The organism is Streptococcus porci DSM 23759, assembly GCF_000423765.1.
GTDB classification, from domain to species: Bacteria; Bacillota; Bacilli; order Lactobacillales; family Streptococcaceae; genus Streptococcus; species Streptococcus porci.
Window position 1 is genome coordinate 20,341 of record NZ_KE384090.1, and the last position, 12,951, is coordinate 33,291.

12 protein-coding genes, 1 pseudogene and 1 riboswitch are annotated in these 12,951 nt (G+C 41.7%); of the genes and pseudogenes, 4 read left to right on the forward strand and 9 right to left on the reverse strand.

Annotation, left to right across the window (positions count from 1 at the left end; genetic code table 11):
- Position 1: 1 nt before the first annotated feature.
- Together G576_RS0111170 and G576_RS13990 are read left to right on the forward strand one after the other, a co-directional pair.
- Positions 2 to 2,002 (forward strand): FtsX-like permease family protein, encoded by a 2,001-nt coding sequence (locus tag G576_RS0111170; RefSeq protein ID WP_027974666.1) that lies wholly within the window; start codon positions 2 to 4, stop codon positions 2,000 to 2,002.
- Positions 2,003 to 2,231: 229 nt separating this feature from the next.
- Positions 2,232 to 2,496, forward strand: a pseudogene (locus tag G576_RS13990) (transposase); the annotation flags it as partial.
- A 194-nt stretch (positions 2,497 to 2,690) separates the two neighbouring features.
- On the opposite strand, the gene G576_RS0111180 reads toward G576_RS13990, so the two are convergent.
- Complete coding sequence (locus G576_RS0111180; RefSeq protein WP_027974667.1) at positions 2,691 to 3,428, reverse strand: lysophospholipid acyltransferase family protein; 738 nt, start codon at positions 3,426 to 3,428, stop codon at positions 2,691 to 2,693.
- Positions 3,429 to 3,494: 66 nt separating this feature from the next.
- Here G576_RS0111180 and G576_RS0111185 point away from each other — a divergent pair, with 66 nt between their 5' ends.
- Positions 3,495 to 4,517 carry a GIY-YIG nuclease family protein gene (locus G576_RS0111185; RefSeq protein ID WP_027974668.1) on the forward strand — a complete coding sequence of 341 codons (1,023 nt, stop codon included), beginning with the start codon at positions 3,495 to 3,497 and terminating at the stop codon, positions 4,515 to 4,517.
- A gap of 183 nt (positions 4,518 to 4,700) precedes the next feature.
- On the opposite strand, the gene G576_RS0111190 is transcribed toward G576_RS0111185, so the two are convergent.
- Both G576_RS0111190 and G576_RS0111195 read right to left on the reverse strand, forming a co-directional pair.
- Positions 4,701 to 5,210, reverse strand: a complete 510-nt coding sequence (locus tag G576_RS0111190; RefSeq protein WP_027974669.1) for a QueT transporter family protein — start codon at positions 5,208 to 5,210, stop codon at positions 4,701 to 4,703.
- Positions 5,208 to 5,307, reverse strand: a riboswitch (PreQ1 riboswitch). (Overlaps the previous gene by 3 nt.)
- Before the next feature lie 43 nt (positions 5,308 to 5,350).
- Positions 5,351 to 5,920, reverse strand: a complete 570-nt coding sequence (locus tag G576_RS0111195; RefSeq protein WP_027974670.1) for a hypothetical protein — start codon at positions 5,918 to 5,920, stop codon at positions 5,351 to 5,353.
- A 140-nt stretch (positions 5,921 to 6,060) separates the two neighbouring features.
- Between G576_RS0111195 and G576_RS0111200 the strand changes: the two genes are divergently transcribed.
- Positions 6,061 to 6,489, forward strand: coding sequence for a GtrA family protein (locus G576_RS0111200; RefSeq protein ID WP_037619032.1), 429 nt, complete (start codon positions 6,061 to 6,063; stop codon positions 6,487 to 6,489).
- Between the two features lie 40 nt (positions 6,490 to 6,529).
- Here G576_RS0111200 and smpB read toward each other — a convergent pair whose 3' ends face one another.
- The 6 genes from smpB to G576_RS0111225 form a co-directional block, all read right to left on the reverse strand.
- Positions 6,530 to 7,000 carry an SsrA-binding protein SmpB gene (gene smpB, locus G576_RS0111205; RefSeq protein WP_027974672.1) on the reverse strand — a complete coding sequence of 157 codons (471 nt, stop codon included), beginning with the start codon at positions 6,998 to 7,000 and terminating at the stop codon, positions 6,530 to 6,532.
- Positions 7,000 to 9,369, reverse strand: a complete 2,370-nt coding sequence (gene rnr / locus G576_RS0111210; protein ID WP_027974673.1) for a ribonuclease R — start codon at positions 9,367 to 9,369, stop codon at positions 7,000 to 7,002. Before rnr ends, smpB begins: the two co-directional genes overlap by 1 nt.
- Positions 9,370 to 9,468: 99 nt before the next feature.
- A complete protein-coding gene (secG, locus tag G576_RS0111215) occupies positions 9,469 to 9,705 on the reverse strand; it encodes a preprotein translocase subunit SecG (RefSeq protein ID WP_027974674.1) in 237 nt (78 codons plus the stop codon).
- 45 nt (positions 9,706 to 9,750) lie between these two features.
- Complete coding sequence (gene rpmG / locus G576_RS13430; protein ID WP_083960035.1) at positions 9,751 to 9,897, reverse strand: 50S ribosomal protein L33; 147 nt, start codon at positions 9,895 to 9,897, stop codon at positions 9,751 to 9,753.
- On the reverse strand, positions 9,897 to 11,087 hold the full coding sequence (locus G576_RS0111220; RefSeq protein ID WP_483855114.1) for a multidrug efflux MFS transporter: 1,191 nt from the start codon (positions 11,085 to 11,087) through the stop codon (positions 9,897 to 9,899). The genes rpmG and G576_RS0111220 overlap by 1 nt, the downstream gene beginning before the upstream one ends.
- Positions 11,088 to 11,110: 23 nt before the next feature.
- Entirely contained in the window at positions 11,111 to 12,604 is a 1,494-nt protein-coding gene (locus G576_RS0111225; protein WP_027974676.1) for a helicase HerA-like domain-containing protein, read from the reverse strand.
- Positions 12,605 to 12,951 lie beyond the last annotated feature (347 nt).

A 12,951-nucleotide genomic window follows, 5' to 3' on the forward strand; every position in this document is an offset into this window, starting at 1 on the left:
TATGTTTGGACTATGCTTTCGATTGGCGCTAACCAATCTAAAAAAGAACCGTCGTCTCTACTACCCATACGCAATAATGACCATTGTTTCCACAGCCATTTCTTATATATTTGCATCATTAGCTTTTCATCCTGATTTAGGTCAAGTCAAGGGAGCAAATGGAGTGACCCAAGTGTTGGGGTTTGGTATGATTGTGGTCATGTTAGCAGTTGCTATTATGGTCTTATATGCCAATAGTTTTGTCATGAAGCAACGCTCAAAAGAGTTCGGTGTCTATAGTATTCTGGGTTTGGAGAAAAAACACCTTCTTTTGATGACTTTCCTAGAAAATGTGGTCTACTCAACTAGCACTATTTTGACCGGCTTACTTTTAGGACTGGCTCTGGACAAACTTTTCTATGCGCTCTTGCTCAAGACCATGCAGATGCCAGTTGTTTTGACATCCGTCTTTCAATTGAAAAATGTGGCAATTGTACTTGCCTATCTCTATGGGATTTTCATTTTAGTTAGCCTAGTTAATATTGGAAAGCTAGGCTTGACTGACTCTCTCAAGCTGGTTCAGGGCAAGAAGCGAGGGGATAAGAAAACGTGCTTCCTCTGGCTACAAACCCTCTTAGCCCTTATCCTATTGGGGGCAGGCTACGCCATTGCCCAACTAGTGACCAGTCCGCTGACAGCTATTCCAAGTTTCTTTGGAGCGACGCTTCTGGTTATCTTTGGGACTTATTTGCTTTTCCAATCAGGTGTTATCAGTCTATTAAACTGGCTAAAACAGCGTCAGACTTATTACTACAAGCCAGAGAATTTTATTTCTATATCCAACTTGATTTTCCGTATGCGGAAAAATGCTCTGGGCCTTGCGACCATTACCATCCTCTCCAGTATGTTCTTGGTGACCATGGTTGGAGGACTCAATATTTACATCGGTGGCAAAGATTACATCGCCAATCAAAATCCAAATGACTATTCGATTGATGTTGGAATGCAGCCTACCACTTCAAAAACACAAGTGGAGGAGTGGGCGGATGCTATCTTGGAAGAGGCGAAGATTCCTGTGGAAAGTAAGGTAGTCTATCCCTACCAGCAAGCTTATTTTTCTGAAGTGACCCATCAGCAAGTGGCATTTTTGTCGGAAAAAGAGTCATGGATGGATTTTTCTAATCAAGCAGGCATGGGCTATATTTTGGATCAAGCCACATATGAAAAAATGACTGGTCAACATCTGGGGTTGGTAGCAAATCAAGTGGCTATTTATAGCAAAGGAGTCCAGTATCAAGCTGGTCAAACCCTTACCTTTGATGAAAAGGAGATGGAAGTTGCCCAAGTCTTGCCCCAAAATGTGACCCTGGGTCATCTGCCAGACCATGTGACTTTTAATTTTAGTAAGTATTTAGTTATTGTTGTTCAAGACTTGACAATATTTGAAAATCAAGCCGAAAATCGCTATTATATGGGCTTTGAAAGCAGTCTATCAGAAGAAGAACAGGTAGATAGCCAAGAGACTTTCTTATCCGGTAGTTTTGAAAGCGAGCTTTGGGAGTCCAATATATTACCGGATGGAACAAACTCCATTAGTCTGGCCTACCGCGCCTACGCAACACGTAACTTCTTTAGTTTTGCTGGTTCACTTTTCTTCATTGGGCTCTTGCTATCGCTCACCTTCCTTATGGCGGTGGTTTTAGTGATTTACTTTAAACAGATCTCAGAAGGTTATGAAGATAGAGATCGCTTTATCATCATGACTAAGGTTGGTCTGGATGAGAATCAAGCCAGACAGTCCATCCGTAAGCAGTTGTTGATGGTATTTTTCCTTCCAGTCTTGTTGGCTATAGTTCATCTTGGTTTTGACTATAAGATGCTTTCGTCCATCTTACTGACAATTGGTGTTGCTAATGCAGCGCTGATGTTTCAAGTAACCGTAAGCATTTGCGTCACTTACTTCTTACTCTATCTCCTTGTTTATACTATTACAACACAGTCGTATAAGAAAATTATTTCTTAAAACTTGGGGGTTTCCCAAGTTTTTTTAATATTTCTGACATAACGTGGAGTATTTTCAGCGTTTTCAGTCGTTTTATACTTAACAAAACTAGCGATATAGTTATTTGAATTAGCTTTGATACATCGTCACTTTCGGCTTGCTGTACTCTAGTATTGCCTGCACTTCAGCTCCTTAGCTCCTTGTATGAAAGCTAATTCATTCGACTATATAATAAGAATATGACAAACGCCTTATTGTAGGAAGCTGTCATACAAAGTGGATGAACGATTTTTTTAAGCAGCTTAGTCAAGCTTGCTCAGATGATTATTTTGTTTTAGTCATGGATAAGGCCATCTGGCATAAGTCACGAGAACTAGCAGTCCCTCATAATATTGGTTGTGTCTTTATCCTACCTTATACACCTGAGTTGCATCCGATAGAGCAAGTTTGGGCTTAGATATGTAAGCGTGGATAAAAAAAGAGCCTTTAAAAAATGATATGAAGTGATCGATAAGTGACAAAAGATTATTCAATATCTCCATTGGAGTAACTTACAGACGATTGTTTATCGAAAATAGACATCTACTATTTTTGATGAGTATAAAATTCAAAAAAAAAATAACAGTCAGTCTCCTGTGGAGTACAGAAAACTGACTGTTTGTTTTTTTGTGTCCCACCCACTTTTGGGGTGTCCTGTTCTTTAATTTTTTTATTTTTTCTCCCAAGGTTTCCAGATAAAGCTAGCTATATAGCTAAAGATAAGGGTCAGGAGAACCAGCACAATCGCCAAAAGCCCTGCTGGAACACGGGCAAGGTAGCTGAGTGGATTAACACGCTTGCCATTGGATAGGCGCTTAGCTTCTTCATCAAGGCGGTCAAACTCAGCTTGAATACGATTTGCAACTTCTGCGATTCCCTCATCATTCATTTTCTTGATATCTGAAATATCAATGGCGTTACCGAAGTTCATGTCAACACGTTCACCAGACAAAAGCCCAGAAAATTTCAAGGGACCTTGATAAACGGCAGGCATGATTTTTACCTTTGCCATTTTAGCAATAACTGCGACACCACCTTTGACATCAGTTGAATGACGGCTACCGCTTGGGAACATGACCAAACTGCGATTACCTTTTTTTAGGGTATTGATGGGATAACGCAGGGCATCTTGACCAGGATTTTCACGGTCAATCGGAAAAGCGCCACACATACGAATCCACCACGCAAACATGCGATTTTTAAAAAGCTCCTTTTTCGCCATAAAGATAAACTTTTTAGGACGAGCTGCAAAAGCCATGTAGACAGGATCCCAAAAAGTTCGGTGAGGAGCAACTAAAATGTAATTCTCATCCTTATCCAAGATTTTATCCGTATTGTGAAAGTGCGCATTGCCGTTTCCCACCCAGAGTAAGAACATGACAAGCCCACGAAGGTAGGCATAAAACATATGAAACTCCATTTCTTGTAAGTAATCTCCCACCATTCTACCATTTTTTCTGATATAATGAAAGTTATGAAAAATCCAGATTTGAAAAAAGGAGAGCGCGTTGACCAGCTCTTCTCTACTGACGTCAAAATTATCCAAAATAAGGATGTCTTTAGCTATTCTATTGATAGCGTTCTGTTGTCGCGCTTTCCAAAAATCCCTAAAAAAGGCTTGATTGTTGACCTCTGCTCGGGCAATGGTGCTGTTGGCCTCTTTGCCAGCACGCGTACGAAGGCGCCTATCACTTTGGTAGAGCTTCAAGAACGATTAGCAGATATGGCAAAGCGATCTATCCAGCTTAATAACTTGCAAGACCAAGTACATATGGTCAATGATGATTTGAAAAATCTGCTGGACTACGTCCCCCGCTCGCAGGTTGACCTCATACTATGCAACCCGCCCTATTTCAAGGCTACAGAGACTTCTAAGAAAAATCTGTCTGAACACTATTTGCTTGCTCGTCATGAAATCACAACCAATTTAGAAGAAATCTGCAATGTCGCCAGACATGCCCTCAAATCAAACGGACGACTAGCTATGGTGCATCGCCCCGACCGATTCTTGGACATTTTGGATACCTTGCGTCGCTACAATTTGGCACCAAAACGCATCCAATTCGTTTATCCAAAAGAAGGCAAGGACGCCAACATGCTTTTAATTGAGGCCATTAAGGACGGTTCCACAGATGGTCTGAAAATCTTGCCCCCCCTCTTTGTTCATAAGGCAAATGGCGATTATACCGATGACATTTTTGAAATATATTTTGGGAAAAAGGCAGAGCAGAAAGCAGATAAAAAAGCTTATATGTACGTTCTAGAGTGCGCTGATGGCACCCTCTACACAGGCTACACAACTGATATTGATAAGAGATTAAAGGCTCACAATTCAGGGAAAGGTGCCAAGTACACTAAACATAGATTACCCGTCAAACTCCTCTACCAAGAAGAATTTAGTAGTAAACAAGCCGCCATGTCTGCGGAAGCTTTATTCAAAAAACGAAAGACACGGGAGCAAAAATTAGCTTATATCAAGGAACATCAAAAAGGCTGAGACAAGAGTCCTAGCCTTTTAATATGGTTGTAGATAGGTGCTTTGGCGCAGTGATTAATTGGAAGCTCTCGTCCTTTGCTATACAATTTACAGCGGCCTTCCTAATCAACTGTGCGGAGGTGAAACGACAAAATCGCAATCGGTAAGAATGCCGATTTACCGATTTTTGTCCTACCCTTCATTTTAGTTAGTAAGATTAATGCGCTCTGCAATTTTTTTAATCAGGAAAGCCCCGACAAGTAGAGAGGCCAGCTCACCAACTGCTGTGGTAAACCAAGTCAATAAAAATGGTACTTTTGCAATGATTGCCAATTCTGCTGCTACTGTAAACATGCTTGCAGCAAAGAAAAAGGCAAAGTAAACATGTGCCTTATCAAAAAGCCCACCAAAAAGTTCTTGCCCCTTAAATTTATCAAATAAGATGACACCTAGCGTCACAAAAATAAGGGTAGATAGGCCACCAACCACAACATCAATCATTCCAAAGCTAAAGAAATTGGCAATCATACAACCGATAGTCAAAGACCAGATGTACTTGCGATTGTAAAAAGCTAAGAAATTGAGCATTTCAGAAATACGGAACTGATAAGCTCCATAGCTAATAGCATTCAGTGGTGGGGTGATGGTTAAAACCACATAAATGGCAGCAACCAAAGCAATCTGCACGTAGTCACGTACGGTATATTTAGACATAAAATTCTCCTCTTTAGCGGCTCAACCGCCTGTAATATGCTCGGTCAAAGGGGACTAAGTACCGAGGGTTGCTAAGCAACTTGATTATTTTACCATAAAGTAACGAAAAAAAGCAACCTTTGTAAGGTCACTTCTTTCAATTATTGAGAAACTTTTTCAAAACCAATCACACTGAAACCAGCAATTAGCTGACTCGGAGTTGTCTTTTCCACTTGAGCGAGAAAGGCGAAACTCTCTCCCTTGGCTGCCAACTCTTCAAAATTGACAACATTAGGATCCAATGTTACTGTTAATTTCCAAACAAAATTGTCATCAACTGTTGAGGTTACTTCAACACCATTCATTTCTTTGATGGCATTGGCACCTGGGACAAGGGCATCTAGGTGTTCACTAAAACTAGCTTCAACGGCCTCACGTCCTTGTGCCTGAAAGTTAGCCAAGGAATCCCCGTCGTAAATCGTTTCGTAGCGTACAGCCAACGATTTGTAATCATCGCCCGCATAAGTCAGGTCGATGTATATATCCTGCTTCACACCGCTGATTTCTTGAGATTTTTTGTAGGTCTCCGTAACTTCTGCAACTGTCGTGGTTTCTGTTACCTTCGTGGTTTCTGTTGTTTCTGTTGATGTTGACTTAGCACCATTACCTGAGCAAGCTACAAGAAAAAGACTAGCGAGCGTGGTAAATACTAAAGTGAAAACTCTTTTCATTACATACTCCTTTATTAATAAGTAGTCACACCTATGTTATTATATCATATCCCTATTCTATTTGACAAATTTGGGCTCTTTCAACCCTTATTGCTATTTTTCTTGTCGCATTTTCATCTTGTTTTTGGTATGCTTATATCATGAATTCTATAAAACATATTCTCAAACATGACCTCTTTAAATATTTAGTTGCTGGAGTCATCACCACTATTTTTTACCTCTTCCTTCGTGATCAACTTTTCCTTTGGACAAATAATGAAATTGTAGCTACAGTTTTGGCAAATGGCTCTGCTATTCTCCTAGCTTTCGTCCTTAATGACATCTGGGTCTTCTCTCAAGCAAGAAAAGGTTGGCTAGCACGACTGGTTAAATTCTTTACGGCACGACTAAGCTCAATGGGGATTGATGTCCTTTTGACTTTCGTCTTTGTGACTCAATTTCCAAATATTGTCGGTCAATTTGTCAACAACGACATTTCCATGGTAAATCGTATTGTCGGCTTTGTAGGGCAAATTTTAATTGTAGTAACCAACTATCTTTTGAGCAAGTTTTTGATTTTCAAGGACTGAATCTATGATACCAAAAACAGCTGATTCAGTTGATCAGCTGCTATCTGCTATTTACACTCTTCATGACACGTTTGATGTCACGTTCTTGGTCACGGCGCTTGATGGACTCGCGTTTGTCATAGTCGTGTTTCCCTTTCGCCAGACCGATAAGGATTTTTGCGAAGCCATTCTTCAAATAAACCTTGAGAGGAACTAGGGTCATACCAGTTCCTTTTAGTTCGTTTTCAAGTTTGGCAATTTCTTTTTTCTTGAGAAGAAGCTTTCGCGTGCGGGTCGGGTCCTGGTTCCAGATATTTCCCTGCTCAAAGGGCGAAATATGGACATTGACCAGCCAAGCTTCACCATTTTTTATCTGAGCATAACCATCTTTGAGCTGAATTCGAGCTGCGCGGACGGATTTGATTTCCGTTCCTGTCAATACAATTCCTGCCTCGAAAGTATCAACAATGCTATAATCATGCCTTGCCTTCTTATTCTGAGCAAGCACATTATCAGAAAGTCCTTTAGGCATTAGTTCCTCCCCTTCTTACCTGATTTTTTCACAGCCTCTTTGTAGAAAGGCTTTTTCTTTTTCTTGGAAGAATGGCTGTGCTTATCAGCTGATTTTCCCCTACCAGTTTTTTTTCGGTTTCTACGAGATTTCTCATCAGAGTTTTGCTTGTCAGCTAGACCTGCTCTGCCATTTCCACGAGCCCCATCACGACGTTGCCTCTTGTCAGACTTAGCAACTTTTTCGACCATATCGTAATCAGAGGCAATATACTCAAAGTCAATGTCGCCTGTCTCCTTGTCTGCTTTTACCAGCTTGATACGAATCTGCTGACCGACTTTGAAAATCTTGCCAGACTTCTCACCTTGAAGGGTCAGATTTCGCTCGTTGAAATGGTAATACTCAGGCAGGGTTGTGATATGAATCAGTCCCTCAATGGTATTTGGCAATTCGATAAAGAGACCGAACTTGGCTACGCTTGACACAATGCCATCAAATTCCTCACCGACATGTTCTTCCATGTACTCGGCTTTTTTCATCGACTCAACCACACGCTCGGCGTCAATAGCACGACGCTCCAAATTTGAAGAGGAGGTGGCTAATTCTGGTACCACTTGGGCAAAGTGGTCTTGAACCTCTTGAGAGCTATTTTTGCTGTACTCGCGAATCATTCGGTGAACCAAAAGGTCTGGGTATCGACGGATTGGACTGGTAAAGTGAGTGTAAAACTCGGCTGCAAGCCCGTAGTGACCATGATTGTGCTCAGAATAACGAGCTTGTTGCATCGAACGAAGGAGCATCATATTGAGCACTTCAGCACCTGGCTTGTCCTCAAAATTTGCCATGAAATGCTGTAGGGCGGACTGAGTCATCTTATTAGCAGTTCCCTGCACTTTAACGCCTAAGAGACTGGCAAAGTCAATGAATTTCTGTAACTTCTCGGCTTTCGGTTCTTCGTGAACACGGTAGATAAAAGGCAGTTTTTGCTTAGCAAAATGCTCAGCAACGCATTCATTAGCTGCTAACATAAAGGATTCAATCATCCGCTCTGCTATACCACGCTGACGCACGACAATATCAACTGGCATGCCTTTATCGTTGACAATAATCTTTGCTTCTGAGGTGTCAAAATTTAGAGCTCCACGACGGATGCGCATATCTTCCAAAATCTTATGAAGTGTAGCCATGTAACGAACACTAGGCACAATCGCCTCATACTCAGCAAGTGCCTCCTCGTCCCCTGACAGTATCTCATTAACACGACTATAAGTCATGCGATAGGAGGTATTGATGACTGATTGACAAATTTGGTAGTCCACCACATGACCTTGTCTATCAATCTCCATAATCGCAGATTGAGTGAGACGATCGACATTTGGGTTAAGGGAACAAATCCCGTTTGACAAGCGCTCTGGTAACATTGGCACCACACGGTCGGTGACATAAACCGAAGTCCCACGCGCCACCGCTTCTCGGTTAAGGGCAGAGCCTTCCGTCACATAATAAGATACATCCGCAATGTGGACGCCCAACTCAAAGTTACCATTGTCCAAGAGTTTGATATGCACCGCATCATCCAAGTCCTTAGCGTCAGCGCCATCAATAGTGAAGGTCACTTCCTTGCGTAAATCCACACGTCCAATCAAATCTTTTGCTGTCGGTGCATCTGGCACCGCATTTGCCTCAGCTAAAACGTCCTCTGGAAAGTCAGAGACAATGTCCATAGACTCTAAAACTTCTAGAACGTCAATACCAACATCACCTTGATGACCAACAATGTCACGAACATTTCCGACAAAATAATCGTGACCGCGAGTCGGATACTTGTCAATATCAATCTTAATGATTTCCGTCCCATCAAGGGCAACGGGTTCTTTTTTGATGTAGATTTTTTGTTGAATTTTTTGATTTTTGGATCTGATGTAGCCAGCATATTTAGGCTTTTCATCATCCAAGATAAATTTACCAACAACGGTTTTTAAGCTACGATCAACAATGCCAACGACACGCGCCTCAGCAGCTGTGCCTTTAAGACGGTCTGCAGGCTTTTTAATGACGACCTCAACGGTATCACCATCTATGGCGTAGCCGACATCGTTGCGACCAATAAACATGTCGTCTTCGTTCTCATCGACAAAAAGGAATCCAAAGCCAGCTTTATTGGCGCGAAAAACACCTTGAATGGTGATGTCTTCCTTTTTCTCTGCCTGTTTACGGAGACTAATACTGCCGTCGTCGGAAAAGCGGAGCTCCTTTCGGCTTTCCATCTTGGAAATTTCTTTAATCAAGACAGGAAATTTCTTACTTCCTGCCATATCAAGAGCAGTGGCCAGGTCGTTAACATTTGACTTTCCCTGCTCTTTTAAATAGTTGATAATTTGTTCTTTCATAAATTCTTTCTTTTTTGATATTTGGGGAAGTATTCTTATAGCAATCGTAAAAATCGTAAAAAATGGACTGTCTTGCCAGTCCATTTTCATCTTTTTATCTTAACGGCTCGATAGTATTGCCAAAACAAGAGCATCAGCTAACCACAAAAAAACCAATACCGCTGTAAAACGTTGCATGAAGGCTTCAAAGCCACGTGGTTTTGAACGTTCAAAAAGAGCTTCAGAGCCTGAACTGTCAAAAACATTTGAACTTGGATTTTTCTGTGGTTGCATGAAAATAGCTAAGATTAGTAGGACTGATAAAATCAATAGAATGGTTAATAATGTATTATACATGAGTTTCCCCCTAGAATAGTCCTTATTAGTTTACCATAAGTTGCTTTAGGATTCAACATGTAAGGTTACTTTTCGCTCTTTCGGACAAAATTTTAAGACCTGAATTTTGTCTGGATGGTTTGCTTTGTTTTTGCTGGTCAGGTAGTTTTTACTGCCACATTCCTGACACTTTAGAGTAATTTTTACGCGCACTAGATTTCTCGACTTCTAAGATATTTTTTAAAATTGATAAGGCTCCAAATAAAGTTAAAAAAGACGATGGCCGAAGTTACGTAAAAAACCCACCTGAAGCCTAATAGAGTTGCTACGCTGGAGCCGACAAAGGGTCCGATAACTTGGCCAAAATTTGTCATCATCTGATTATAACTGAAAATAGTTGAAATGTGTTCTTTTGGGGTGATTTTTGTTAGTAGGGCATTGACAGAGGGCATAAGAGCTCCAGTTCCAAATCCAAAGAGAAAACGCAGAACACCTAACTGCACAGCATTTTCCGCCTGAGCCAAAAAGAGATAAATGATGCTGCAATAGAAAAGGCTTGCTAAAATCAGCCTATGATTGCCAATTTTATCGCCAATCCGGCCCAATCGGCCACTGGAAATCATACTGGATAGACCCATTGCTGACACGACAGCCCCAGAAATAAACATGAGATTTTCCCTTGTTCCTAGATAACGAATATAAAGGGATAAAATAGGGGAAACGGACTGCGCTGAGATTTGAATTATCATACTAGTGATAAAAAGTCCCACCAACATTTGCCTATCCTTGATCGACTTAAAAACTTCCTTGGTGGATAGCTGCTGCTCACGCGTCACGGGAACAAAGTCTTCTTCCACATAAAAGACCGTCAAAAGGGTCACGATAAAAAGCAGGGCTCCGACAAAGAGAAAGACATTGCGAATACCCATAAATTCCGCTAAAAGTCCACCAAAGATAGGGCCAACCAGACTGCCTCCAATAACACCTGTTCCCAAACTTCCTAGAGCATAACCCGACTCCGACTTAGGCGCCTGAGATGCAATAAGAGCGTTAGCATTTGGTACATAGCCTGAAAACATACCGTTTAGCAGTCTCAAAATCAAGAGCCAATAGACATTAGTAACAAAAGCTAAACCTCCCATCGTAAAAGTCATAACAAAGGCAGCCCGAATCATCATAACCTTACGACCATAACGATCAGCCAGTCGTCCCCAAATGGGAGCAAAAATTCCCGAAGCAAGAGCCGCAATAGCAACTGCCAACCCCGCATAGAACTCAACCCTGCCCTTGGGTGCCCCCAATTCTTCCACGTAGAGCGCCATAAAAGGCATTACTAGGGAATAACTAGCGCCTGTCAGGAAATTTCCTAGCCAGGCGATTTGCATATTTTTCTTCCAATCAATCGAATTGATAAAACTCACACTTTCTAACGTTTTCTAAGACCACCAAAGAGTCCTCTGACTAATTCACGTCCGATGGTTCGCATAGCTGAATTGATAAAACTATCTGTCGCTTTTTCAACCGCGGTCTTACGTGGACGGCCTTGGCTCTGTCGCTTCATTTTTTCTTGTGCCTTAGCTTCTTTTTCAGCCAATTTTTCAGCTTCTTTCTTAGCCTCTTCTTCCTGTTTGAGTTGTTCTTCTCTAAGGACTTTTTGGGCTAAAAGTTCGTGTGCTGAATCACGGTCAAGACTTTCGCGATATTTATCCTCCATAGGTGATCCTGTAATTAGAGCATTAGCTTCTAAGTTTGACAGGACATCAAAGCTCGACTTAGGTGGCAAGATGAATGCTCGTTCAACCACAGTTGGTTGTGCATCAGCGTTTAGCATGGATATCAAGGCCTCACCAACTTGAAGCTCAGTAATAGCGGTCACCACATCCAAGTCAGGGTTTTGACGAAACGTTTCAGCTGCTGTTTTGACTGCTTTGAGCTCTTTCGGGGTATAGGCACGCAAGGCATGCTGAACACGATTTCCCAACTGAGCCAAGACCGTCTCAGGAAGATCCATAGGATTTTGGGTGATGAAGAAAACTCCTACACCTTTTGAACGAATAAGACGAACAATCTGCTCAATTTTCTCTACAAAAACCTTTGGAGCGTCCTTAAAGAGCAGGTGCGCCTCATCAAAAAAGAAGACAAATTTTGGCTTATCGAGGTCACCTACTTCTGGCAAGCTCTCATAAAGTTCAGATAAGAGCCACAGTAAAAAAGTCGCATAGAGAGTTGGAGCTTGAAATAGTTTAGTGGCATTGAGGATGTTGATCATGCCCTGTCCCTTTTCATCCGTCACCATAAAATCGCTAAGTTCCAGCGCTGGTTCGCCAAAGAAAAGTTCGCCCCCTTCTTGCTCCAAGACTAATAGGCTGCGCTGAATGGCTGCAACCGACTGTTTTGCAATATTTCCGTAGGTCATCGAATACTCGCTAGCATGCTCTGCTATTTCCCGCAAGAGAGACTGCAAATCCTTCAAATCAATGAGAAGCCAGCCCTTTTCATCCGCTATCTTAAAAGCGATATTGAGAATGCCGGACTGGGTGTCGTTGAGTCCTAAAAGACGTGACAAAAGGAGGGGACCCATCTCCGAAATGGTGGCACGGATAGGGTGTCCAGCTTCGCCAAAAATATCCCAGAGTCGAACGGGAAAGGCTTGAGGCTCGTAATCAGTAATGCCAAGTTTTTCAAGACGAGCGCCCAATTTTTCAGTGACTACCCCTTCTTTAGCAAGATTTGATAAATCTCCTTTGATGTCGGCCAAAAAAACCGGAACGCCGGCTAGGCTGAGCTGCTCAGCAATGACTTTCAAAGTGACTGTCTTACCTGTTCCTGTAGCTCCTGCAATCAGACCATGGCGATTGAGCATGGGCAGTTGGAAAGCAAGGTCAGCATGTTGATTTTTAGCGATAGTGACTGTGGACATATAATCTCCTTTGGCTGTCATTTTTCAGTACTTATTTTAGTAGCAAGCTTGGTATAAATGGAATTTTAGTGACCTGTGGTCTTTGTCTTTTCGTCTGATATTATATCATATTTTTTAATTTTACTTATCACAAAAATCACCCTACCATGCTGGTAGGGTGACGATCATAGAGATGTGGTCTGTCTCAATGTCTTCACATAAAGCATAAGCTCGTGTATGCTCTTGAATAGGCTCTGGAATGTATGGATGGTCGCTCCTATATGAGTCTCAACATTTCCTAATTTCTACTGACATAATTTAACCTCATCTATCATAAAAAGAATCTGATGAAGGGCTTTTTCAATTTC

Excerpts from the sequence above, each read along its gene's own strand:
- G576_RS0111185 (WP_027974668.1), top strand. The coding sequence starts at position 3,495 with ATGAAAAATCCAGATTTGAAAAAAGGAGAGCGCGTTGACCAGCTCTTC.
- G576_RS0111180 (WP_027974667.1), bottom strand. The coding sequence starts at position 3,428 with ATGTTTTATGCCTACCTTCGTGGGCTTGTCATGTTCTTACTCTGGGTG.
- rnr (WP_027974673.1), bottom strand. The coding sequence starts at position 9,369 with ATGAAAGAACAAATTATCAACTATTTAAAAGAGCAGGGAAAGTCAAAT.
- G576_RS0111170 (WP_027974666.1), top strand. The coding sequence starts at position 2 with ATGTTTGGACTATGCTTTCGATTGGCGCTAACCAATCTAAAAAAGAAC.
- G576_RS0111225 (WP_027974676.1), bottom strand. The coding sequence starts at position 12,604 with ATGTCCACAGTCACTATCGCTAAAAATCAACATGCTGACCTTGCTTTC.
- G576_RS0111200 (WP_037619032.1), top strand. The coding sequence starts at position 6,061 with ATGAATTCTATAAAACATATTCTCAAACATGACCTCTTTAAATATTTA.
- secG (WP_027974674.1), bottom strand. The coding sequence starts at position 9,705 with ATGTATAATACATTATTAACCATTCTATTGATTTTATCAGTCCTACTA.
- smpB (WP_027974672.1), bottom strand. The coding sequence starts at position 7,000 with ATGCCTAAAGGACTTTCTGATAATGTGCTTGCTCAGAATAAGAAGGCA.
- G576_RS0111190 (WP_027974669.1), bottom strand. The coding sequence starts at position 5,210 with ATGTCTAAATATACCGTACGTGACTACGTGCAGATTGCTTTGGTTGCT.
- G576_RS0111195 (WP_027974670.1), bottom strand. The coding sequence starts at position 5,920 with ATGAAAAGAGTTTTCACTTTAGTATTTACCACGCTCGCTAGTCTTTTT.